This window comes from Plantibacter flavus (genome assembly GCF_002024505.1).
Lineage (GTDB): Bacteria > Actinomycetota > Actinomycetes > Actinomycetales > Microbacteriaceae > Plantibacter > Plantibacter flavus_A.
Map to the genome: position 1 here is coordinate 1909095 of NZ_CP019402.1, position 23268 is coordinate 1932362.

The 23268-nt window shown below is 68.6% G+C and carries 20 protein-coding genes and 1 tRNA gene; 12 read left to right on the plus strand and 9 right to left on the minus strand.

Annotated features, from left to right (window positions below):
• The first annotated feature begins 208 nt into the window (after positions 1-208).
• On the plus strand, positions 209-712 hold the full coding sequence (locus BWO91_RS09000; protein ID WP_064293650.1) for a DUF3145 domain-containing protein: 504 nt from the start codon (positions 209-211) through the stop codon (positions 710-712).
• Between the two features lie 199 nt (positions 713-911).
• On the opposite strand, the gene BWO91_RS09005 is transcribed toward BWO91_RS09000, so the two are convergent.
• From BWO91_RS09005 to aceE, 6 genes are all read right to left on the minus strand, one after another.
• Positions 912-2150, minus strand: a complete 1239-nt coding sequence (locus BWO91_RS09005; RefSeq protein WP_071260783.1) for a beta-ketoacyl-[acyl-carrier-protein] synthase family protein — start codon at positions 2148-2150, stop codon at positions 912-914.
• A gap of 139 nt (positions 2151-2289) precedes the next feature.
• Positions 2290-2538: an acyl carrier protein gene (locus BWO91_RS09010; protein WP_056006457.1), complete on the minus strand. Its 249-nt coding sequence runs from the start codon at positions 2536-2538 to the stop codon at positions 2290-2292.
• Positions 2539-2597: 59 nt separating this feature from the next.
• Complete coding sequence (locus BWO91_RS09015; RefSeq protein WP_064293652.1) at positions 2598-3602, minus strand: beta-ketoacyl-ACP synthase III; 1005 nt, start codon at positions 3600-3602, stop codon at positions 2598-2600.
• Positions 3603-3622: 20 nt separating this feature from the next.
• Positions 3623-4546: an ACP S-malonyltransferase gene (locus tag BWO91_RS09020; RefSeq protein ID WP_071260780.1), complete on the minus strand. Its 924-nt coding sequence runs from the start codon at positions 4544-4546 to the stop codon at positions 3623-3625.
• Between the two features lie 112 nt (positions 4547-4658).
• The gene (locus BWO91_RS09025) at positions 4659-5903 is read right to left on the minus strand and encodes a PucR family transcriptional regulator (RefSeq protein WP_205847584.1); all 1245 of its coding nucleotides are present in this window, start codon (positions 5901-5903) and stop codon (positions 4659-4661) included.
• A gap of 16 nt (positions 5904-5919) precedes the next feature.
• Positions 5920-8646: a pyruvate dehydrogenase (acetyl-transferring), homodimeric type gene (gene aceE / locus BWO91_RS09030; RefSeq protein ID WP_079002358.1), complete on the minus strand. Its 2727-nt coding sequence runs from the start codon at positions 8644-8646 to the stop codon at positions 5920-5922.
• A 241-nt stretch (positions 8647-8887) separates the two neighbouring features.
• Here aceE and BWO91_RS09035 point away from each other — a divergent pair, with 241 nt between their 5' ends.
• Complete coding sequence (locus BWO91_RS09035; protein ID WP_064293656.1) at positions 8888-9358, plus strand: peroxiredoxin; 471 nt, start codon at positions 8888-8890, stop codon at positions 9356-9358.
• 39 nt (positions 9359-9397) lie between these two features.
• Here the strand turns inward: BWO91_RS09035 and BWO91_RS09040 are convergent, their stop codons facing one another.
• Both BWO91_RS09040 and BWO91_RS09045 read right to left on the minus strand, forming a co-directional pair.
• Complete coding sequence (locus tag BWO91_RS09040) at positions 9398-9922, minus strand: dihydrofolate reductase (RefSeq protein ID WP_079002359.1); 525 nt, start codon at positions 9920-9922, stop codon at positions 9398-9400.
• Positions 9919-10728, minus strand: coding sequence for a thymidylate synthase (locus tag BWO91_RS09045; RefSeq protein WP_079002360.1), 810 nt, complete (start codon positions 10726-10728; stop codon positions 9919-9921). The genes BWO91_RS09040 and BWO91_RS09045 overlap by 4 nt, the downstream gene beginning before the upstream one ends.
• A gap of 154 nt (positions 10729-10882) precedes the next feature.
• Here BWO91_RS09045 and BWO91_RS09050 point away from each other — a divergent pair.
• From BWO91_RS09050 to BWO91_RS09095, 10 genes are all read left to right on the plus strand, one after another.
• Positions 10883-10955, plus strand: a tRNA-Val gene (locus BWO91_RS09050).
• A 219-nt stretch (positions 10956-11174) separates the two neighbouring features.
• Positions 11175-12167 (plus strand): 5-dehydro-2-deoxygluconokinase, encoded by a 993-nt coding sequence (iolC, locus tag BWO91_RS09055; protein WP_079002361.1) that lies wholly within the window; start codon positions 11175-11177, stop codon positions 12165-12167.
• Entirely contained in the window at positions 12164-13090 is a 927-nt protein-coding gene (locus tag BWO91_RS09060) for a class I fructose-bisphosphate aldolase (RefSeq protein WP_079002362.1), read from the plus strand. The genes iolC and BWO91_RS09060 overlap by 4 nt, the downstream gene beginning before the upstream one ends.
• 53 nt (positions 13091-13143) lie before the next feature.
• A complete protein-coding gene (locus tag BWO91_RS09065; RefSeq protein WP_079002363.1) occupies positions 13144-14646 on the plus strand; it encodes a CoA-acylating methylmalonate-semialdehyde dehydrogenase in 1503 nt (500 codons plus the stop codon).
• Between the two features lie 99 nt (positions 14647-14745).
• Positions 14746-15684, plus strand: a complete 939-nt coding sequence (gene iolB, locus BWO91_RS09070) for a 5-deoxy-glucuronate isomerase (protein ID WP_079003905.1) — start codon at positions 14746-14748, stop codon at positions 15682-15684.
• On the plus strand, positions 15684-17606 hold the full coding sequence (gene iolD, locus BWO91_RS09075) for a 3D-(3,5/4)-trihydroxycyclohexane-1,2-dione acylhydrolase (decyclizing) (protein ID WP_079002364.1): 1923 nt from the start codon (positions 15684-15686) through the stop codon (positions 17604-17606). Before iolB ends, iolD begins: the two co-directional genes overlap by 1 nt.
• A gap of 42 nt (positions 17607-17648) precedes the next feature.
• A complete protein-coding gene (locus tag BWO91_RS09080) occupies positions 17649-18572 on the plus strand; it encodes a sugar phosphate isomerase/epimerase family protein (protein ID WP_079003906.1) in 924 nt (307 codons plus the stop codon).
• Between the two features lie 42 nt (positions 18573-18614).
• Positions 18615-19679 carry a Gfo/Idh/MocA family protein gene (locus BWO91_RS09085; RefSeq protein ID WP_079002365.1) on the plus strand — a complete coding sequence of 355 codons (1065 nt, stop codon included), beginning with the start codon at positions 18615-18617 and terminating at the stop codon, positions 19677-19679.
• A 61-nt stretch (positions 19680-19740) separates the two neighbouring features.
• The gene (locus BWO91_RS09090; protein ID WP_079002366.1) at positions 19741-20652 is read left to right on the plus strand and encodes a sugar phosphate isomerase/epimerase family protein; all 912 of its coding nucleotides are present in this window, start codon (positions 19741-19743) and stop codon (positions 20650-20652) included.
• Positions 20649-21683, plus strand: coding sequence for a Gfo/Idh/MocA family protein (locus tag BWO91_RS09095; protein WP_079002367.1), 1035 nt, complete (start codon positions 20649-20651; stop codon positions 21681-21683). The genes BWO91_RS09090 and BWO91_RS09095 overlap by 4 nt, the downstream gene beginning before the upstream one ends.
• Before the next feature lie 97 nt (positions 21684-21780).
• Here BWO91_RS09095 and BWO91_RS09100 read toward each other — a convergent pair whose 3' ends face one another.
• Complete coding sequence (locus BWO91_RS09100) at positions 21781-23214, minus strand: sugar porter family MFS transporter (RefSeq protein WP_079002368.1); 1434 nt, start codon at positions 23212-23214, stop codon at positions 21781-21783.
• Positions 23215-23268 lie beyond the last annotated feature (54 nt).

Consider the following 23268-nt stretch of genomic DNA (forward strand, 5'->3'; position numbering starts at 1 on the left):
CATCCTGGATGGCCCTCGGTCCGGGCCGGCTCCCGATCCAGCGTACTGGGAACGACACGGTTGTCATTCCTCCAGGTCATGGGGCATAATGCTCGTATCGGCGCGAGTCGAACAACTGCATACACGGAGGTCCGGTCAGCCGGACACCGACATGGATCACACTGCATGGGTCGTTGGGGAAGACGCACCCGGACGCAGTGGAGGAATCATGTCGACACCGATGACGAAGGGTGTACTGTTCGTGCACTCGTCGCCTCGCGCGCTCTGCCCGCACCTCGAATGGGCGGCAGGTCGCGCTCTTGGCCGTGCCATCAGTTTCGACTGGGAAGACCAGCCGATCCTCCGCGGTGCGCAGCGTGCCGAGGTCTTCTGGGAAGGCCCGCACGGCACCGGAGCCGCACTCGCCTCAGCCCTGCGCGGCTGGGAGCACCTCCGCTACGAGGTGAGCGAAGACCCGGCCCAGGGCGTCGACGGTGCCCGGTGGATGCACACGCCCGACCTCGGGATCTTCTACGCACAGACCGACAGCATCGGCAACGTCGTCGTCCCGGAGGATCGCATCCGGTACGCCATGGAGGTCGGCGCCGGGAACGCCGCCGAACTCCAGCGCGAACTCCGCGTCGCGCTCGGACAGCCATGGGACGACGAACTCGAGCCGTTCCGTCACGCCGGCGACGGGTCCTCCGTCATCTGGCTGCACAACGTGGGCTGATCCGGCCCCGCCGGCGCGGCGGCACCGCGCACGCGAGACAACTGCACAGACGACAGGGTGCCCACGTGGCGTGGACCGTGCGAGGTCGGTGACACTCCCGGCAGACACGAGGTGACGAAACTGCGGCACCCTGGTCAGTAGACGACGACGGGTAGTGGTGCATGCACCACGACCCGTCGTCGTCTCCGTCGCGGACGGCTCAGTAGCTCCGGAACGCGACGACCGCGTTGTGGCCGCCGAACCCGAACGAGTTGCTGATGGCGAGCAGGTCGCCGGACCCGAGCTCACGCGGCGTCGTGACGACGTCGAGCGGGATCTCCGGGTCCTGGTTGTCGAGGTTGATGGTCGGTGGAATGACCCGGTGGTGCAGGGCGAGCGCCGTGTAGGCCGCTTCGATGGCACCCGCGCCGCCGAGGAGGTGGCCGGTCGAGGCCTTGGTCGCCGTCACGGCGATGTCGTCGAGGTGGGCACCGAAGACCCGACGCAGCGCGTTGTACTCCGCGATGTCGCCGACAGGCGTGCTCGTCGCGTGTGCGTTGACGTGCACGACGTCGTCGAGCGACGCGCCGCCGTTCTCGACGGCCGCACGCATGGCGCGGGCCGCAGCCGAACCCTCGGGGTCGGGAGCGGTGATGTGGTACGCGTCGCTCGTCACCGCACCACCGAGGAGCTCGGCGTAGATGCGGGCGCCACGGGCCTTGGCGTGCTCCTCGGTCTCGACGATGAGTGCTGCCGCGCCCTCACCGAGGACGAAGCCGTCGCGGTCGACGTCGTAGGGACGCGAGGCGATGGCGGGGTCGTCGTTGCGCTTGGACAACGCCTGCATCGCTGCGAAGGACGCGAGCGGGAGCGGGTGGATGGCGGCTTCGGAGCCACCGGCCACGACGATGTCGGCGAGGCCGGCCTGGAGGTGGTCGTAGGCGTTGGCGAGCGACTCGGTGCTGGAGGCGCAGGCCGAGACGACGGTGCGCTCTCCGCCTCGGGCACCGAGGTCCATGCCGATCGCCGCCGCCGGGCCGTTCGGCATGAGCATCGGGACGGTCATGGGGAGGACGCGGCGGGGGCCCTTCTCGCGCAGGGTGTCCCAGGCGTCGAGGAGCGTCCACACGCCGCCGATGCCGGTGGCCCAGTCGACGAGGAGTCGCTCCGGGTCGACCTCGGGGGCGCCGGCGTCCTGCCAGGCCTCGCGCGCGGCGATCAGGGCGAACTGGCTCGACGGGTCGAGGCGCTTGACCTCACGGCGATCAAGGATGTCCGCGGTGGGGACGGCGGCCTGTGCGGCGAAGCGTACGGGCAGCTCGAGTTCTTCAGCCCACGGCTGCTCGAGACGGCTCGCACCGCTCTTGCCGGCGAGGAGGTTGTCCCAGGAGTCGGTGGCGTTGCCGCCGAGGGGAGTGGTGGCACCGATGCCGGTGATGACGATGCGTTTGGTGGTCATTCAGTCAAACCTTCTGTGGAGACGACGAGGGGATCCGAGCCCTGCGGCGGTCGAGCCCGTGTCCGGACGGACGAGCCGCCTCGAACGCCGAAGGGCCGGTCGGCCAACTGCCGGCCGACCCTTCAGCACTGCGCTGGGACTAGCCCTGAGCCTTGACGATGAAGTCGACGGCGTCGCCGACGGTCTTCAGGTTCTTGACCTCTTCGTCCGGGATCTTCACGTCGAACTTCTCCTCCGCGTTGACGACGATGGTCATCATGGAGATCGAGTCGATGTCGAGGTCGTCGGTGAACGACTTGTCCAGCTCGACGGTGTCGGTCGCGATGCCGGTCTCGTCGTTGATCAGCTCGGCCAGGCCGGCGAGGACTTCTTCGGTGGACAGTGCCATTGTTCTACTCCTTGGGTGAGGTTTGACCGTAGTCGAGTGTAGTCGCGTCGGGCGTCCTGCTACGGCAGGACGACGACCTGAGCGCCGAAGACCAGTCCGGCACCGAACCCGATCTGCAGGGCGAGACCGCCGCTGAGCTCGGGGTGCCCCTGGAGGAGCCGGTGGGTGGCGAGCGGGATGGACGCCGCCGAGGTGTTGCCGGTGGTCTCGATGTCGCGCGCGATGACGACGGTCTCCGGCAGCTTGAGCTGCTTGGCGAACTCGTCGACGATGCGCATGTTGGCCTGGTGGGGGATGAAGGCCGCGAGGTCGGAGGCCTCGACGCCCGCTTCCTCCAGGGCCTGCTTGGCGACCTTGGCCATCTCCCAGACCGCCCATCGGAAGACCGTCTGGCCCTCCTGGCGCAGGGTCGGCCAGGCGGCGGTGCCGTCGCGGAACTCGGTGAGCGTGCCGCTCATGCCGACGGCGTCGGCCTTCGAGCCGTCGGATCCCCACACCGTGGGGGAGATGCCGGGGAAGTCGCTCGGCCCGACGACGGCCGCGCCTGCTCCGTCACCGAGGAGGAACGAGATCGACCGGTCGGTCGGATCGACGATGTCTGACAGCTTCTCGGCGCCGATGACGAGCGCGTAGTGGGCCGCGCCCGATCGGATGAGTGCGTCGGCCTGGGCGATCGCGTAGGCGTATCCGGCACACGCGGCGTTGAGGTCGTAGGCGGCCGCAGGGTTCGCTCCGACGCGGTCGGCCACGACGGCCGCCATCGACGGGGACTGCTGGACGTTGCTGATCGTCGCGATGAGGACGAGGTCGACCTGCTCGGCCGAGATGCCCGCGGCTGCGATGGCCTCCGCACCGGCTTCGGCTGCGAGGTCGACGGCGCTGACGTCCGCGGACGCCCGCGTGCGGGTGACGATGCCGGTGCGCTGCTGGATCCACTCGTCGGACGAGTTGATCGGACCGACGAGGTCGTCGTTCGGGACGCTGAGGTCTCCGCGAGCTGCGCCGAGGCCGAGGATGCGGGTGAACTCGGGACCGCGCGACTGCTTGAGGGTGGGGGTGGTCATTGACTGGTTCTCCGTCTGCGCTACTGCTGGGCGATGAGGTCGAGGGCTGCCGGCAGGTCGTCGGGGGTCTTGATGGCGACCGTCGGCACGCCCTTCAGGCCGCGACGTGCGAGTCCGGTGAGCGCCCCGGCGGGGGCGAGCTCGATGAGTCCGGTGATCCCTGCGGCGCTGAACGCGTCCATGCACAGGTCCCAGCGTACCGGGGAGGCGACCTGACCGATGAGGAGGTCGAAGAACGCCGTACCCGAGGTGACCTCGGTGCCGTCGTGGTTCGTCCAGATGCGCAGCGTCGGGTCCTGGGGCTCGACCGTGCGGCTGGCGCCGGCCAGCCAGTCGCGGGCCGACTGCATGTAGCTCGTGTGGAAGGCGCCTGCGACCTGCAGCGGGATCACCCGAGTGCCCTTGAGCGGCTCGTCGGCGAGGCGGGCGAGGGCGTCGTGCGCGCCGGCGACGACGATCTGGCCGCCGCCGTTGTAGTTGGCGGGCTCCAGCCCGAAGGAACGGACGTGCGCGACGACGGCGTCCTGGTCGCCACCGAGGACGGCACTCATGCCCGTCGGGGTGGTGGCTGCGGCTTCGGCCATGGCCACGGCGCGTTCGCTCACGAAGCTCATCGCGTCGCTGTCCGAGAGGATGCCGGCGCCGTAGGCCGCGGTGATCTCGCCGACGGAGTGTCCGGCGATGCCGCCGAACGGCGCGGCGTCGGTGGGGAGGGCCTTCCGCAGGGCGTCCAAGGCGACGATGCCGGCCGCGACGATGAGTGGCTGAGCCACCGCGGTGTCGCGGATGGTGTCGGCGTCGGAGACGGTGCCGTGCTTGACGAGGTCGAGTCCGGCTTCGTCGGAGAAGCGCGCGAGCGCGTCCTTCGCGGAGGCGTCCTGCAACCAGGGGTCGAGGAAGCCGGGGGTTTGGGAGCCCTGTCCAGGGCAGGCGATGACGATCACCGCTCTAGTCTGCCAACCGGAGGACGCCGAGCAGTGGAGCAACACCACGAACCTTTGCAAAATGTGTTGTGTGGACTCCACAACACGGACCGGTCGAACGGCCCAGCGAGCGTCAGGAGGTCAGCCGACGTCGGGACGGCTCAGGCTCAGCGATGGCACCGAGGATGAGGGCCGCCTGCAGGATGAGCGACTCGCGGGCACCCGTCGCGTCCCACCCGATGACCTCGGAGACCCGCTTGAGGCGGTACCGGACCGTGTTGGGGTGCACGAACAGCTCGCGCGCCGTCGCTTCGAGCGAGCGGCCGTTGTCGAGGTAGCACCAGAGCGTCGTCACGAGCTCGCCGGAGTAGTCCTTGAGCGGGCGGTAGACCCGCTCGATGAGCGTGGTCTTCGCGAGGTTGTCGCCGGCGAGGGCGCGCTCCGGAAGGAGGTCGTCCGCCGCGACCGGTCGAGGTGCGTGACGCCAGGACTTCGCCACGGCGAACCCGGCGAGGGCGGCCTTCGCGCTCCGTGACGCCTCGATGAGGGAGGGCACGGCATGACCGAGCACCAGGTGCCCCGGACCGAATCCGTGCTCGAGCTTGGCGGCGATGTCGAGGAAGGTGAGTTGTGAGCTGGCGCGGGCGTCCGCGGCGGCCTGTTCCGTCTCGTCGACGGGTTCGCCGTCTCCGGGCTCGGTGCTGGGCAGCTCGGCGCGACCGAGGACGAGCACGAGCCGGTTGCCTTGGACACCGATGAGGACGTCGGCATCGAGGTGTCGGGCGGTCCGGCGGAGCATGTCGACATCGAGCACCCGTGGGGTTGTCCCGACCAGGACGCAGGCCTCCCCGTGACCGTGCCACCCGAGGGCGGCGATCCGGCTGGGCAACTCGTCGTCGGCCTCGCCACTGAGGATCGAGTCGACGACGAGGGCCTCGAGGCGGGCGTCCCACAGTCCGCGCGCTTCGGCCGCGCGGGCGTACACATCGGCCGAGGCGAACGCGATGTCGCGCGAGTAGAGGAGGATCGCCTCGCGGAGGTCGACGCTTCCGGATGCGACGCGTTCCTCGACGACCTCGACGGTGACCTTGATGAGTTGCAGCGTCTGCTGCAGGCTGACGGAACGGAGCAGCTCGCGAGGAGCCGCCCCGAACACGTCGGCGGCGATCCACGGCGTCGACCGGGGATCGTCGAACCACGAGATGAACGAACTGATGCCCGCCTGAGCCACCAGGCCGACCGCGGAGCGGCGGCCTGGTGGCATCTCGGCGTACCAGGGAAGGGTGTCCTCGAGGCGTTTGAGCGTCGCGGTCGCGAGCTCACCCGAGATCCGGCGGAGCCAGTCGAGTGTCTCGGCCTTCGTCTTCGTCTTCGTCACCGTGGTAGCGATGGAATCAGCTCTCGCCACCCGCGTTGCCGGTGTTCCCGGCGTTCACGTCGTGGAGGCGGTAGCGGTCGATCGCCTGCTGCGGGAGGCTCGCATCGACCTCACCCCGAGCAGCGAGCTGCTGGAGGGTGCGGACGACGAGCGACGGGCCGTCGATCTTGAAGAAGCGACGGGCAGCGGCGCGCGTGTCGGAGAAGCCGAAGTCGTCGGCCCCCAGCGTCGCGAAGTCGCCCGGCACGAACTGACGGATCTGGTCCGGCACGGCGTGCATGTGGTCGGTCACGGCGACGAACGGGCCTGCGGCACCGCTCAGCTTCTCCGTGACGTAGGGCACACGACGCTCCTCCTGCGGGTGCAGGAAGTTGTGCTGGTCGGCGGCGAGACCGTCGCGACGGAGCTCGGTCCAGCTCGTGACGCTCCAGACGTCTGCGGAGACGCCCCAGTCGTCGGCGAGCAGCTGCTGCGCCTCGATCGCCCACGGGACCGCGACACCGGAGGCCATGAGCTGGGCCTTCGGGCCCTGCTTGTCGCTCGTGCTGATGCGGTGGATGCCGCGCACGATGCCGTCGACGTCGACACCCTCGGGCTCGACCGGCTGGACGAGCGGCTCGTTGTACACCGTGAGGTAGTACATGACGTTCGGGTCCTGGTGCTCGCCGCCGTACATGCGCTCGATACCGCTCCGCACGATGTGCGCGATCTCGTAGCCGTAGGCCGGGTCGTAGCTCACGACCGCGGGGTTCGAAGAGGAGAGGAGCAGCGAGTGGCCGTCGGCGTGCTGGAGGCCCTCACCCGTGAGCGTCGTGCGACCGGCGGTCGCGCCGATCATGAAGCCGCGGGTCATCTGGTCGCCGGCTGCCCAGATGGCGTCTGCGGTGCGCTGGAAACCGAACATCGAGTAGAAGACGTAGACCGGGATGAGCGGTTCGCCCTGCACCGAGTACGAGGTTCCGATCGCCGAGAAGGCCGCGATGGCACCCGCCTCGTTGATACCGACGTGCACGATCTGACCCTGCGGGCTCTCCTTGTAGGCGAGGAGCAGTTCGCGGTCCACCGAGGTGTAGTGCTGACCGTTCGGGTTGTAGATCTTCGCACTCGGGAAGAACGCGTCCATGCCGAAGGTGCGTGCCTCGTCGGGGATGATCGGGACGATCCGGTTGCCGAAGTCCTTGGCGCGGAGGAGGTCCTTCAGCAGTCGGACGAACGCCATGGTGGTGGCGATCTCCTGCGTGCCGGAGCCCTTCTTCGCCGCCGCGTAGGCGGAGTCGTCGGGCAGGTTCAGCTGCGTGTACTTGCTGCGACGCTCGGGGACGTAGCCGCCGAGCGCGCGGCGACGCTCGTGCAGGTACTGGATCGCCTCGTCGTCCTCGCCCGGGTGGTAGTACGGCGGGAGGTACGGGTTCTCTTCGAGCTGCGAGTCGGTGATCGGGATGCGCATCGTGTCCCTGAAGGTCTTCAGGTTGTCGAGCGTCATCTTCTTCATCTGGTGGGTCGCGTTGCGGCCCTCGAAGCTCGGGCCGAGGCCGTAGCCCTTGATGGTGTGCGCGAGGATGACCGTCGGCTGCCCCTTGTGCTCGCTGGCCGCCTTGAACGCCGCGTAGACCTTGCGGTAGTCGTGGCCGCCGCGCTTGAGGTTCCAGACCTCGTCGTCGGTGTAGCCCTCGACGAGCTTCAGGGCACGCTCGTCGCGGCCGAAGAAGTTCTCGCGGACGTAGGCGCCGTCTTCCGTCTTGTACGTCTGGAAGTCGCCGTCGGGCGTGACGTTCATGAGGTTGAGGAGCGCGCCGTCGGTGTCGCGGTTGAGGAGGTCGTCCCACTCGCGGCCCCAGATGACCTTGATGACGTTCCAGCCGGCGCCGCGGAAGAAGCTCTCGAGCTCCTGGATGATCTTGCCGTTCCCGCGGACGGGGCCGTCGAGGCGCTGCAGGTTGCAGTTGATCACGAAGTTGAGGTTGTCGAGGCCCTCGTTCGCGGCGACCTGGAGCTGACCGCGGCTCTCGACCTCGTCCATCTCGCCGTCGCCGAGGAACGCCCAGACCTGCTGGTCGCTGGCGTCCTTGATGCCACGGTTGGTGACGTACTTGGCGAGGTGCGCCTGGTAGATCGCGTTGATCGGGCCGAGACCCATGGAGACCGTCGGGAACTGCCAGAAGTCCGGCATGAGGCGCGGGTGCGGGTACGAGGAGAGCCCGTGCGGCGCGTGCGACTTCTCCTGGCGGAAGCCGTCGAGCTGGTCGGTGCTGAGGCGGCCCTCGAGGAAGGCGCGGGCGTAGGTGCCGGGGGAGGCGTGGCCCTGGATGTAGATCTGGTCGCCACCGCCCGGGGCGTCCTGGCCGCGGAAGAAGTGGTTGAAGCCGACCTCGTAGAGCGCGGCCGACGACGCGTAGGTGGAGATGTGTCCGCCGACACCGATGCCGGGGCGCTGCGCGCGGTGCACGGTCATGGCCGCGTTCCAGCGGATCCAGGCACGGTAGCGGCGCTCGATGTCCTCGTCGCCCGGGAAGTCGGGCTCGTTCTCCGAGGCGATGGTGTTGATGTAGTCGGTGGTGGGCACCATCGGCACACCGAGGTGCAGTTCCTTCGAGCGCTTGAGGAGGCTCAGCATGATGTCGCGGCCGCGCCCGCGGCCACGTTCGTCGACGAGGGCGTCGAGGGACTCATTCCACTCGGACGTCTCCTCAGGATCGGCGTCTACGTGGTTGGACGAGTATGGATCCTGGTCGTGAACAGTCACCGTCGACCTTTCTCTCGTGGCAGATCGTGCCTGGGTTGTGATGGTGAACTCCATGCGTCCTGATGGGTATGGACGCGGGCGCCACCTTTCACCCTATCCGGTCACCCCAGGGAACGGTGACCGAGCGGCGCACCCCTCCGGGTTTGTGCAGCTGCGGTGCGGGGTTAGGATGTGTGACCGGATCGGACCCGTCCACCGCTCGGGCGATCCGGAGCAGGCGAACCCGCCTGAAAGGACCCTCATGGCACTCGAGAACGACACCCTGGCACCCGACTTCGAACTGGCGAACCAGTTCGGCGAACTCGTCAGGTTGAGTCAGTTCCGCGGCAGTTCGGCTGTCGCCCTCGTCTTCTTCCCGCTGGCGTTCTCGGGGACCTGCACGGGGGAGCTGTGCGAGCTCCGCGACAACCTCAGCCTGTTCACGGACGACCAGGTCACGCTCGTCGGTATTTCCGTCGACTCCAAGCACACGCTGCGGGCGTGGGCGGAGCAGGAGCAGTACGGCTTCCAGCTGCTCGCCGACTTCTGGCCGCACGGCCAGGTCGCCAAGGAGTACGGGGTGTTCCTGCAGGAGAAGGGGTTCGCGAACCGCGCGACCTTCCTCATCGACCAGCAGGGCATCATCCGTGAGAGCTTCATCACGGCACCGGGCGAGGCTCGCTCGCTCGCGGCCTACCGCGCCGCGCTCGAAGAGCTGCGTCAGCCGGCCTGAGCCGTCTCCCGCGCCGGTCGATCCGGTTCGCCGGGCGTCTCAGCCGGTGATGGCGATCTCGGGCGCGCGCTCGTATCGGATGAACCGGTAGGGGACACCGGTCCGAGATTCCGACCAGCCGTGTGCCGGGTCGATCGTGACCGGCACCCACTCCTCGCCGATGGTCGGCGCGAAGGTGTCGCCGGCGACGTCGAGGTCGAGTTCGGTCACCTCGAGCCGGTCGGCGAGCGCGAGCGCTTCGGTGAAGAGACCCGCGCCGCCGGTCACCCACGCCTGGCCGTTGCCGGCGAGCTGCGCCGCCTCGAACGCGTCCTGCAATGAGTGCGCGACGATGGCGCCGTCGGCGGACCAGGCGTGATCGCGGGTGACGACGATGTTCGGGCGTCCTGGGAGCGGACGGAACCGCGGGGGGAGTGAATCCCAGGTGCGACGTCCCATGATCACCGCGTCCGAGCCGGTGAGCGCCTTGAAGTGCGCGAGGTCCTCGGGGACGTGCCAGGGCATGTCGCCGTCGGCTCCGATGACGCCGTTGTGGGCCTGAGCCCAGATGAGCGCCAGGCTCATACGGCGACGGCCGCGCGGATGGCGGGGTGGTGCTGGTAGTCGACGATCTCGAGGTCGTCGTACTCCACGTCGAAGATGCTGTCGCGCTTCGTGTTGATGCGCAGCTGTGGGTAGGGGAACGGTGCGCGCGTGAGCTGCTCCGTCACCTGCTCGACGTGGTTGTCGTAGATGTGGCAGTCGCCGCCGGTCCACACGAAGTCGCCGACCTCGAGGCCGACCTGCTCCGCGACGAGGTGGGTGAGGAGCGCGTAGCTGGCGATGTTGAAGGGGACGCCGAGGAAGAGGTCTGCGCTGCGCTGGTAGAGCTGGCAGGAGAGCTTGCCGTCGGCGACGTAGAACTGGAAGAAGGCGTGGCAAGGGGCGAGCGCCATGTTGGGGATGTCGGCGACGTTCCAGGCGGAGACGATGATGCGGCGCGAGTTCGGGTCGGTGCGCAGCTGGTCGATGACCTGCGAGATCTGGTCGATGTGCGAGCCGTCGGGGGTCGGCCAGGACCGCCACTGCACGCCGTACACGGGACCGAGCTCGCCCTGGTCGTCGGCCCACTCGTCCCAGATGGACACGCCGTGTTCCTGCAGCCAGCGGACGTTCCCGTCGCCGCGGAGGAACCACAGGAGTTCGTACGCGATGGACTTCCAGTGCACCCGCTTGGTGGTGATGAGCGGGAAGCCTTGAGAGAGGTCGAAGCGGAGCTGGCGGCCGAACACACTGCGCGTGCCGGTTCCGGTGCGGTCGCCTTTGGTGGCGCCGTGCTCGAGCGTGTCGCGCAGGAGGTCTTCGTACGGGGTGGGGATCGTCGTATCCATCCCCTCGATCGTACGGCCAGCGACCCTCACCGCGCCCGACCGATCGTCCGGTGTCGCGACGGATGCGCGCGGACCCGAGTTGTGGAGCGTTCCGGCTCCGATGGGGACTCCGGCTAGACTCGACGAGTCGCATCGGATGCCTCCATCCGATCGCGGGCCTTTAGCTCAGCTGGTAGAGCGCCACGTTTACACCGTGGATGTCGTCGGTTCGATCCCGGCAGGGCCCACCGGAGAAGAAGCCCCGAGATCATGCGGATCTCGGGGCTTCTTCGTATCCACGGCCCGCCGGCAGGGCTTGGCTCCCCATGTCGGCCGGTTCCCATGGCGTCCCCGCGGTTTGACGGGCGTGTGATCAAGATCCTCGAGTCATGTTCATTTGTTAAGACATTCTGTGTATGCTGGTTCTGGCCGCATCGAACAGCTCACAGAAAGTTGTACAGAGACGTATGACCGCTCCATCAGCCACCACGTACGACGTCGTCACCATGGGACGCGTCGGCGTCGACATCTACCCGTTGCAGGACGGCCTCGGCCTCGAGGACGTCGACACCTTCGGCAAGTACCTCGGGGGGAGCGCCGCCAACGTCGCTGTCGCCGCCGCCCAGCACGGGCACCCGACGGCGCTCATCAGCAGAACGGGTGACGACCCCTTCGGTCGATACGTCCACCGCGAACTCGGACGCCTCGGCGTCGCTGACGAGTTCGTCGGTTGGGAGACGGACTTGCAGACACCGGTCACCTTCTGCGAGATCTTCCCGCCGGACGACTTCCCGTTGTACTTCTACCGGAAGCCGAAGGCGCCTGATCTGACGATCACGTCGAAGTCCCTCGACCTCGACGCGATCTACCGCGCCAAGGTGTTCTGGGCGACGGTGACGGGACTCAGTGAGGAGCCAAGCCGCTCGGCGCACTTCACCGCCTGGGAAGCCCGAGCCCGTCGGCCCCTGACGATCCTCGACCTCGACTACCGCCCGATGTTCTGGAATTCGGCGGCGCAGGCCTCAGCCCAGGTCGGGCGAGCCCTCGAACACGTCACGGTCGCGGTGGGCAACCGTGAGGAGTGCGAGGTGGCCGTCGGCGAGACCGATCCGCACCGCGCTGCCGACGCCTTGCTGGAACGCGGCGTCGAACTCGCCATCGTCAAACAGGGCCCGAAGGGCGTCCTGGCGAAGACGCGCGACGAGACCGTCGAGGTACCGCCGTACTTCGTGGACGTCGTGAACGGGCTCGGCGCGGGGGACAGCTTCGGAGGCGCCCTTTGCCATGGCCTCATCGAAGGGTGGGGTCTCGAGAAGATCCTGCGGTTCGCGAACGTCGCCGGGGCCATCGTCGCTTCGCGGCGTGAGTGCTCGACGGCCATGCCGAACTCCGCCGAGGTCCTCGAGATCCTCGACAGCACCAGCACCGTCGGTGCGGCAGAACTCGGAGGTGCCCGATGACCATCGTGAACAACACCAGGACATCGCGCTTCCTCCGTGAAACCGATTTCGAGCGCCTGCGCGAGGTCCGCGCATCGGACCCGGCAGCGATCACCCGAGCCCACACCGACCGCCGCCGCCGCGAGCTCATCCGCGGTGACGGCCGGCTCTTCATCGTCGCCGCCGACCACCCGGCTCGCGGGGCCCTCGGGGTGCGCGACGAGACGATGGCGATGGCCGACCGCTACGAGCTCCTCGACCGCCTCGCGCTCGCGCTCTCGCGTCCTGGCGTCGACGGCGTGCTCGGCACCCCCGACATCATCGACGACCTCGCCCTCCTCGGTCTGCTCGACGACAAGGTCGTGGTCGGATCGATGAACCGGGGCGGGTTGCGCGGCGCCGCATTCGAAATGGACGACCGCTTCACCGGCTACGACATTCCCGGCATCGTCCGCGACGGTCTCGACTTCGCCAAGACCCTCCTCAGGGTGAACCTCGGCGACGTCGGATCGGTCGCGACGATCGAGGCGAACGCACGCGCCGTCGACCAGGCCGCTGCGGCTCGGGTGCCGATCATGCTCGAGCCGTTCATGAGCGAGTGGCGCGAGGGTCGGATCGTGAACGACCTCTCGCCGGAGGCCGTCATCACCTCGATCGCCATCGCCGCCGGCCTCGGTTCGAGTTCCGCGTACACCTGGATGAAACTCCCGGTGGTCGAGGAGATGGAGCGAGTCATGGCGGCGACCACCATGCCGACACTCCTCCTCGGCGGCGAGCCGAACGGCCACCAGGACGACGTCTACTCGTCCTGGGAGCGTGCCCTCGAGCTGCCCGGCGTCCGCGGCCTGGTCGTCGGACGCACCCTCATCTACCCCGCCGACGGCGACGTCACCGCCGCCGTCGACACCGCCGCCGGTCTCGTCCACGGCGACCTCCCGTCCTGACGTCCCGCTCCGCTCCGAGCGTCGATCCTCCACAGATTGGAACCACCCGCATCATGAGCACTGACTCCCTCCCCGTCGTCCCGCACTGGATCGACGGCGCTGAAGCCCCCTCCACCTCCGGTCGGACCGCCCCGGTCTACGACCCCGCACTCGGTGTCGCGACGAAGCACGTCGCGCTCGCGAACCAGGACGAGATCGCAGCAGCTGTCGCATCGGCTGCGAAGGCGTTCCCTGCTTGGCGTGACTTGTCGCTCGCGAAGCGTCAGCAGATCGTGTTCAAGTTCCGTGAGCTGCTCGAGGCGAAGAAGGGCGAGCTGGCGGAGATCATCACCGCCGAGCACGGCAAGGTCGTCTCCGACGCACTGGGTGAGATCACGCGCGGGCAGGAGGTCGTGGAGTTCGCGACCGGTCTCGCGCACCACCTCAAGGGCGAGTTCTCCGAGCAGGTCTCGACCGGCGTCGACGTGTACTCCACGAAGCAGCCGCTCGGGGTCGTCGGCATCATCTCGCCGTTCAACTTCCCCGCGATGGTGCCGATGTGGTTCTTCCCCATCGCGATCGCGGCCGGGAACACGGTCGTGCTGAAACCGTCCGAGAAGGACCCGTCCGCGGCGATCTGGCTCGCGAAGCTCTGGAAGGAAGCCGGGCTCCCCGACGGCGTGTTCACGGTGCTGAACGGTGACAAGGAGGCCGTCGACGGGCTCCTGACCCACCCCGATGTCCGCGCGATCTCCTTCGTGGGCTCCACCCCGATCGCGAAGTACGTGTACGAGACCGGCACCGCACACGGCAAGCGCGTCCAGGCGCTCGGCGGGGCGAAGAACCACATGCTGGTCCTGCCCGACGCCGACCTCGACCTCGTCGCCGACTCCGCGATCAACGCCGGCTTCGGCTCCGCGGGCGAGCGGTGCATGGCGATCTCGGTCGTCGTGGCCGTGGAGCCCGTCGCGGACGAGCTCATCAGGAAGATCGCCGAACGCGCGGCGACCCTGCGGATCGGTGACGGACGCCGGAACTGCGACATGGGACCGCTGGTGACGAAGGTGCACCGCGACAAGGTCGCCTCCTACCTGGACATCGCCGAAACCGACGGCGCGACGATCGTCGTCGACGGCCGCAACACGCCCATCGACGGCGACCCGAACGGATTCTGGCTCGGCCCGACCCTCATCGACAACGTCCCGACGACGTCGAAGGTGTACACCGAGGAGATCTTCGGACCCGTCCTCGCCGTCGTCCGCGTGGCCTCGTATGAGGAGGGTGTCGCGCTGATCAACGGCGGGGCGTTCGGCAACGGGACCGCGATCTTCACCAACGACGGCGGCGCCGCACGGCGGTTCCAGAACGAGATCCAGGTCGGCATGATCGGCATCAACGTGCCCATCCCCGTGCCGGTCGCGACGTTCTCCTTCGGCGGGTGGAAGGACTCCCTGTTCGGCGACACCAAGGCCCACGGCGCCGAGGGCGTCCGGTTCTTCACCCAGCAGAAGGCCATCACCTCCCGCTGGCTCGACCCCTCCCACGGCGGCATCAACCTCGGCTTCCCCCAGAACTGAGGCACCCCGGCCCGACCGCCCTTCGACAAGCGGTTCCGGATCCTGTCGAAGGGCAGGGCCGAGCGGCAAGATCGAATCACACACGACGGAGTGAACACCATGCAGTGGATGTACGAGCAGGGCGACCTCTCCCGCGACGGCTGGGAGAGCGTCGTCGACGGGGCGACCGAGGGTTGGCAGCACACCGGTCTCCGCGTCGCCGAACTCTCGGGTGACGACGAGCTCGGGCTCCCGGCCGGGGCGGTGGAACGCATCGTCATCCCGCTCGCCGGCTCGTTCTCCGTGCAGTGGTCCGACGGCGAGGGGAACGCCGACACCGCGGTGCTCGGCGGTCGAGCGTCCGTCTTCGACGGCCCCACCGATGTCCTCTACCTCGGCGTCGGGACGGCCGGGACGCTGCGCGGTTCCGGCCGGGTCGCCGTCGCCGAGGCACCCGCGAGCACCGCGCTCCCGACCCGCCACGTGCGCGCCGACGAGGTGCCCGTCGAGTTGCGCGGTGCTGGGCGGTCCAGCCGACAGGTGCACAACTTCGGCACGCCGGACGCGCTCGACGCTGCGAAGCTCATCGTCTGCGAGGTCGTCACCCCCGCGGAGAACTGGTCGTCGTACCCCGCGCACAAGCACGACGAGTCGGTGCCCGGCGAGGAGTCGCGACTCGAGGAGATCTATTACTTCGAGTCCGCCGTGTCGAAGGGGCTGACGGCACCGGCGTCCGCCGACCCGTTCGGTATGTTCGCCACCTACTCCTCGCCCGCCGGGGAGATCGACATCACCGCGATCGTCCGCACGGGTGACATCGCGCTCGTGCCGTTCGGCTACCACGGGCCGGCGGTCGCGGCTCCGGGATACGACCTCTACTACCTGAACGTGATGGCGGGTCCCGACGACGAACGGGTCTGGCACATCAGCGACGACCCCGCACACGCGTGGATCCGCCAGAGCTGGGCCGGCCAGGACGTCGACCCGCGCCTGCCGTACACGGCCGATGCGGCACCGCACCACTCGAACGACAGCACCGACGACGAAGGACAGCAGTGATGGCGACGAACCCCAGGACGAAGCGGATGACGGTGAGCCAGGCGCTCGTCGAATTCCTCGGTCACCAGTGGACCGTGGACGGCGACCACCGGGAGCGGACCATCCCCGGCATGTTCGGCATCTTCGGGCACGGCAACGTCGCAGGTCTCGGGCAGGCGCTCAAACAGGCGAACGCACTCGACCCCGACCTCATGCCCTACTTCCAGGCGCGCAACGAGCAGGCGATGGTGCACCAATCCGTCGGCTACGCCCGCATGCACCGACGCCTCGGCACCTTCGCGAGTGCGGCCTCGGTCGGCCCGGGTGCCGCGAACATGCTCACCGGTGCCGCCCTCGCCACCACCAACCGGCTCCCCGCGCTCCTGCTGCCCAGCGACACCTTCGCGACACGCGTCGCCGACCCGGTCCTCCAGCAACTCGAACTGCCGCACGACATCGGCATCACCGTCAACGACGCGTTCCGTCCGCTGTCCCGCTTCTTCGACCGGGTGCAGCGGCCCGAGCAGCTGTTCTCGATCGCCCTCGCCGCCATGCGCGTCCTCACCGACCCGGCCGAGACCGGCGCGGTCACGATCGCCCTGCCGGAGGACGTGCAGGCGGAGACCGTCGAGGTGCCGATCGAGTTCCTCCAGGACCGCGAGTGGCACCTGCGCCGTCCACTGCCGGAACGTGCGGCACTCGCTCGCGCCGTCACGGCCATCCGCGGGGCGAAGCGTCCCATCATCGTCGCCGGCGGGGGAGTGATCTACTCGAACGCGGAGGAGGCACTGCGGCTGCTCGTCGAGGCGACCGGCATCCCCGTCGGCACCTCCCAGGCCGGTGGCGGTTCGCTCGTGTGGGACCACCCCCAGAACGTCGGCGCGATCGGCGCCACCGGGACCACGGCGGCCAACCGTCTCGCGGCGGAAGCCGACGTCGTGATCGGCGTCGGGACGCGCTACAGCGACTTCACCACGGCGAGCCGCACGGCGTTCCAGGCCGAGGGCGTGACCTTCGTCAACGTCAACGTCGCGAGCTTCGACGCGTACAAGCACGGCACGCAGATCGCCGTCATCGCGGACGCCCGCGAGACGCTCGAAGCGTTGCAGACCGAGCTCGCCGGGTTCCGCGTCGACGCCGACCATGCCGAGACCGTCCGCCGCGAGAAAGCGGCATGGGATGCGGTCGTCGACGAGGCCTTCGTGCCTTCCGGACTCGCGCTCCCCGGCCAGGCCGAGATCATCGGTGCCGTGCAGTCGAGCACCGACCCTGAGGACGTGATCGTGCAGGCGGCCGGCTCGCTCCCCGGCGACCTCCACAAGCTGTGGCGCGTGCGGGACGCCCTCGGCTACCACGTCGAGTACGCCTTCTCCTGCATGGGCTACGAGATCGCCGGCGGGCTCGGCGTGAAGCGCGGTGCCGAGGCGAGCGGATCCGACCGCGACGTGGTCGTGATGGTGGGCGACGGGTCGTACCTCATGCTCCACACGGAGCTCGTGACCGCGGTCGCCGAGGGTATCAAGCTCATCGTCGTCCTCATCCAGAACCACGGCTACGCCTCGATCGGACACCTCTCGGAGACGGTCGGATCCGAGCGATTCGGCACCTGGTACCGCAGCCTCGACCCCGAGGCCCGCAACTTCCAGGGCGAGGAGATCCTGCCCGTCGACCTCGCCGCCAACGCGCGCAGCTACGGCGTCGACGTGATCGAGGTCGAGCCCGGCGCCTCGTCGATCGACGACCTCAGGGTGGCCATGGCGACCGCGAAGGCCTCCGACCGGACGACGCTCATCCACATCAACAGCGACCCGCTGCTGTACGCGCCCGACGGCGAGGGCTGGTGGGACGTCCCCGTGCCCGCGGTCTCCGAGCTGCCGAGCACGCAGCGTGCGTACGAGGAGTACGCCGAGATCAAGGCCACCCAGAAGCCGCTGCTCGGCTGAGTGAACGACCAGAATCCCACGAACGAGTACCGAAGGAACCCGATGTCAGCATCCACCACCACCCCGTCGATCCGTATCGGCACCGCTCCCGACTCCTGGGGTGTCTGGTTCCCCGACGACCCGAAGCAGGTCCCGTGGGAGCGCTTCCTCGACGAGGTCGTCGCTTCCGGCTACGAGTGGATCGAGCTCGGCCCGTACGGGTACCTCCCCACCGATCCGAACCAGCTCGCCGACGAACTCGGCGCCCGTGGGCTCAAGCTCTCGGCGGGAACCGTCTTCACCGGCTTCCACAAGGGCGACGACCAGTGGAAGCGCGCCTGGGACCAGGCGCTCGACATCGCCGGGCTCGTCTCGAAGCTCGGGGCCGAGCACCTCGTCGTGATCCCGGACCTGTGGCGCAGTGACGCGACGAGTGAGGTCCTTGAGGCTCGCACCCTCGACGACGGGCAGTGGGCGAAGCTCGCCGCCGGGCACGATCGCCTCGGCAAGGCCCTCCTCGAGGAGTTCGGGATCAAGCAGCAGTTCCACTCCCACGCCGACAGCCACGTCGGGACGACCAGAGAGGTCGAGCGCTTCCTCGCGGAGACCGACGAGCGGTACACGAACCTCTGCCTCGACACGGGCCACTTCTCCTACTACGGCGGCGACAACCTCAAGCTCATCGACGACCACCCGTCGCGGATCGGCTACCTGCACCTGAAGCAGGTCGACACGAGCCTGCTGTTCGACGTCCTGAAGAACGACGTGCCGTTCGCCGAGGCCGTCACCCAGGACATCATGGTCGAGCCGCCGTTCGGCGTCCCGGAGCTCGGCCCCATCATCGAGCGCGTCGCGGCACTCGACCCGCAGATCTTCGGCATCGTCGAGCAGGACATGTACGGCTGCTCGATCGATCGCCCGTTCCCCATCGCCAAGCGCACACGCGAGCACATCTTCGGCGAGACCGCCGCTGCACGCGTCAGCTGAACCCACTTCGACCAGTCAGACTTCACGGAAGGCACCGACGCCATGAGCACCACCATCCAGACCACCGACCGTCCCACCGGGACCGACGCCCGGACCGGCGACCTCCGGGTCGGCATCGTCGGAGCCGGCCTGATGGGAGCCGACCACGTCAAGCGGATCACCGAGCGGGTGAGCGGTGCGGTCGTCGCGGCGATCATCGAACCCGACGCCGGACGTGCCGCAGCCGCGGCCGCCAATGCGCCCGGTGCCCAGGCGTTCACCCGGATCGAGGACGCGATCGCGGCCGGGGCCGTGGACGCGGTCCTCATCGCGACCCCCGGCCAGTTCCACGAGCCGGTACTCCTGCCGGCACTCGCCGCCGGACTCCCGATCCTCTGCGAGAAGCCGCTGACGCCCGACTCCACGTCGTCGTGGCGGGTGCTCGAGGCAGAACAGCAGCTCGACCGTCCGCACATCCAGGTCGGGTTCATGCGTCGCTTCGACGCCGAGTACCAGCAGCTGCGCGCCCTCGTCGAGTCGGGCGACGCCGGCGAGCTCCTCATGCTCCGCGGCGTCCACCGCAACGCGGTCGTCCCCGACACCTACACGCAGACGATGCTCATCACCGACTCGGTCGTGCACGAGTTCGACGTGCTGCCGTGGGTGGCCGACTCGACCGTCGCGAGCGTCGAGGTGAAGTACCCGCGTCGCAACCGGCTGAGCCCTGACCACCTGCGCGAGCCGATCCTCGTTATCATCGAGCTCGCGAACGGAGTCCTCGTCGACGTCGAGATGAACGTGAGCGTCCAGTTCGGCTATCAGGTCGCGACCGAGGCGGTCTTCGCCGAGAGCATCGCGAGGATCGGTCAGCCCTCTGGTCTCCAGCAGTGGAAGGACGGCCGCTACAGCGTCGCCGACCACACGAGCTTCGTGACGCGGTTCGCCGCGGCCTACGACGAGCAGGTCCAGCGCTGGGTGAACGCGGTCCGCGCGGGCATCCTCGTCGACGGGCCGAACGCCTGGGACGGCTACAAGGTGGCACTCGCGTGTGAGGCGGGAGTCGCGGCCCTCACCACCGACGGCCCGGTGCCGGTCGTCGTTCCCGAGCGCCCCGCGTTCTACGCTTGATCCGCGTCCGGCCGGGGTCTCACGCGGCACCGGCCGGCCGCACTGACGAAGGAGTTCCCCGATGGTCCGCATCGCTCTCGACCCGACCCCGTACCACCACGACCACGGGCTGCTCGACTTCCCCGACATCGCCGCACGGCTCGGGTACGACCACCTGCAGCTGACGCCGCACGCCGACTTCGGGCCGTTCTTCCGCTACCCCAAGGCCGACGACGCCCTCGTCGCCGCCCTGCGCAAGCGCGTCGCGGACGCCGGGATCACCATCCCCGCGCTCCTGCCGGTGCAACGTGTCTCCTCGCCCGAGGAGCCGCAGCGGGAGGCTGCCGTCCGCAACTTTTCGCGCATCATCCACCTCGCCGTGGAACTCGGCGTCGACACCCTCAACACCGAGTTCAGCGGACGCCCTGAGCGCAGCGAGGACTCGGAGGCCGCCTTCTACCGCTCGATGGAGACCCTGTTGCCGCTCGCCGAGCGCGAGGGTGTCCGCATCAACTTCGATCCGCACCCCGACGACTTCGTCGAGGACGGGCTCGAGGCCTGGCGGATCATCCGGGGCTTGAACTCGTCATCCGTCGGCTTCGTCTACGTCGCCTCGCACACCTTCCACTACGGCGACCGCGCAGCCACCCTGCTGCCCGAGATCGGCGCGCGTCTCGGCGCGGTCTACGCGGCCGACACGTTCGACCACCACCGGTCGCACGGCCTCCGGTACATCAGCAACCCGCCGGGCAACGCGGCACGGGTGCACCAGCACCTCGCGATCGGCGACGGCGACGTCGACTGGTCGGGACTCTTCGCGACGCTCGGACGCACCGGCTTCCTCGATCGCGAGGACGCGATCGTCGTCTCCAATGTCTTCGCAGAGGACGAGCGCGCCGACGAGGTCTCGCGGTTCCAGCTCGACCGCCTGCGTGAGCTCGTCGACGCCGGCCGTGCGGCCGCTTCGGGTGAGGGAGCGGGAGCCGGCGCGTGAGACTCGGCCTCGTCGGATACGGCTTCGGCGGGCGCACGTTCCACGCCCCGTTCGTCGCCGCTCTCGGCGAGGGTGTCCTCGCCGGTGTGGTGACCCGTTCGCCGGCGAGGCGCACGGAGTTGGCATCGGATCATCCTGGTGTCCCTGCCTTCGACACCCTGGCCGAGTTGCTGGCATCCGGCGTCGACGTCGTCACGATTTCAACGCCGCCGTCGGGACGCATCGATCTCGCGAAACAGGTGATCGACGCGGCCGTACCGGTGATCGTCGACAAACCGATGGCCGTCAGCCTCGCCGAGGCCCGCGAGCTCGTCTCCTACGCCGCCGAGCGGGGGGGGGGGGGGGTGCCGCTCAGCGTGTTCCAGAACCGGCGGTGGGACTCGGAGTCCAGGACGCTGCGGGCGATCGTCCGTTCTGGAGCGGTCGGTGACCTCCGGACGGTCGAGAACGTGCTCGACCGCTGGGAGCCCGAGGCGACTGCTGACGGGTCAGGGGGCGGCCAGCTCCTCGACCTCGGGAGTCATCTCGTGGACCAGGTGCGCGAAGCCCTCGGGCCGGCGGACCGGGTGTTCGCGACGATCGACCGCCGACCCGCTGACGCCTACGAGTACGCCTTCGATCTGGTGATAGAGCACCGGAACGGTGTCCGGTCGATCGTCGCATCCGACGTCCTCCAGCCGGACGGCCGGCCGCGTCTCCGGGTCACCGGAAGCTCCGGGACCATCACCCTGGACGGACTCGACATCCAGACCGAGCAGGTGCTCGCCGGCCTGCGACCGGGCGACCGGGGGTGGGGTGTCGAGCCGCACGAGCGGTGGGGCAGGCTGACGACGGTCGATGGCGAGCGTCGGCCCTACCCGCGGGCCGACGGCCGGTGGCAGGACTTCTACACCGGTGTCCGCGACGCCGTCGACTCCCGGTCGGGCGGGTTCCCTGTCGCCGTCGAGGGCTCGCTCGCGACGTTCGCGATCCTCGAGGCAGCGCGGCACAGCGACCGCCTTGGAGCGTGGGTCGACCTCTCATCCGTCTGACGCCTCCGGCACACGGAGCCGGGGGATGAAGCCCCCACGACCGAACGGCCCGCCCTCTCGATGAGGGCGGGCCGTTCGGCGGTACAGCGGCTGCCGATCAGAACGTCTTGTACTGCTCCTTGAAGTGGTCCTCGAGGGACTCCAGGCTCTTGCCCTTCGTCTCCGGGACACTCGTCGCGACGAAGAGGATGGCGAGGAGACCGACCGCTGCGAAGAGCAGGAACGTTCCGAAGCCGAGGGACTCGACGAGCGAGGGGAACGCCAGCGAGATGATGGCGTTCGTGGACCAGAGCACCAGGACGGTGATGCCGATCATGACGCCGCGCATCTTGAGAGGGAAGATCTCGGCGATCATGAGCCAGGCGAGGGGGCCGATGGTGCCCTGCATGATCCCGATGAAGAGCAGGATCGCGATGAGGAGCAGCCACGGGCGGACGGGGTTGTCCTCGGGCAGCCCCAGGCCGATGGCGCCGACGAGCAGGTGCATCGTCGTGGTCCCGATGAAGCCGAACAGCATCAGCGAGCGACGGTTGAAGCGGTTGATGATGGAGAGCGCCACGAGCATCGCCGTGACGGACATCACACCGTTCAGGACGTTGAAGCTGAGCGCCGCGTTCCGGGTGAAGCCGGCCGCCTCGAGCACCTGGGTGCCGTAGTACATCATCGAGTTGATGCCGGTGAGTTGCTGGTAGGCGGCGATGCCGATGCCGATGAACAAAAGGCGACGAATCCACGGCGTGCGGACGATGTCGCGGAACGTGCCCGACTGCTCGTCCTTCTCGATCTCGGAGAGCTGCCGGACCTCCTCCATCTCGGCGACCGCGCGCTCCTCGGAACGCACCTGCCGGAGCACCTCGAGGGCCTCGTCGTCTCGTCCGCGGGCGATGAGCCAGCGCGGACTCTCGGGCATCCGGAGCATGCCGAAGAACAGGACGAACGCCGGGATCACGGCGATGGCGAGCATGTAGCGCCAGACGTGGTCGTTGGAGCCCCAGACGTTGCCGATGATCGCGTTGATCGCGAAAGCGAGGAACTGCCCGCCGACGATCATGAGCTCGTTCCGCGACACGAGGCTGCCGCGCTTCTCGAACGGCGCGACCTCGGCGAGGTAGACCGGCACCGTGACCGAGGCGCCGCCGACGGCGAGGCCGAGGATGAAGCGGAAGACGAGCAGGATCTCGTAGGTCGGGGCGATGACGCAGCCGCCGGCGCCGATGAAGAACAGGACGGCGATGATGAGGATGTTGCGCTTGCGACCGAGGCGGTCCGACAGACGCCCACCGAAGAAGGCGCCGACGGCGGCACCGATCAGCAGGGTGAAGGTGATGAGTCCTTCTTGGAAGGAGTCGAGGCCGAAGTACTCCATCATGAACGACAGAGCGCCGTTGAGGACGCCGGTGTCGTAGCCGAAGAGCAGCCCGCCGAAGGTCGCGATGACGGCGACGAGGCCGAGGCGTCGGTTGTAGGGGCCGTTGCCGAGTGGCGGCAGGGCCACCTTCACGGCATTGGTGATCGTTCCACCATGAGACACGTTGTTCGCTCCTTTGCGTGTTCCCGCCTCCGGCCCCGATGGGCCGGTTGTCGA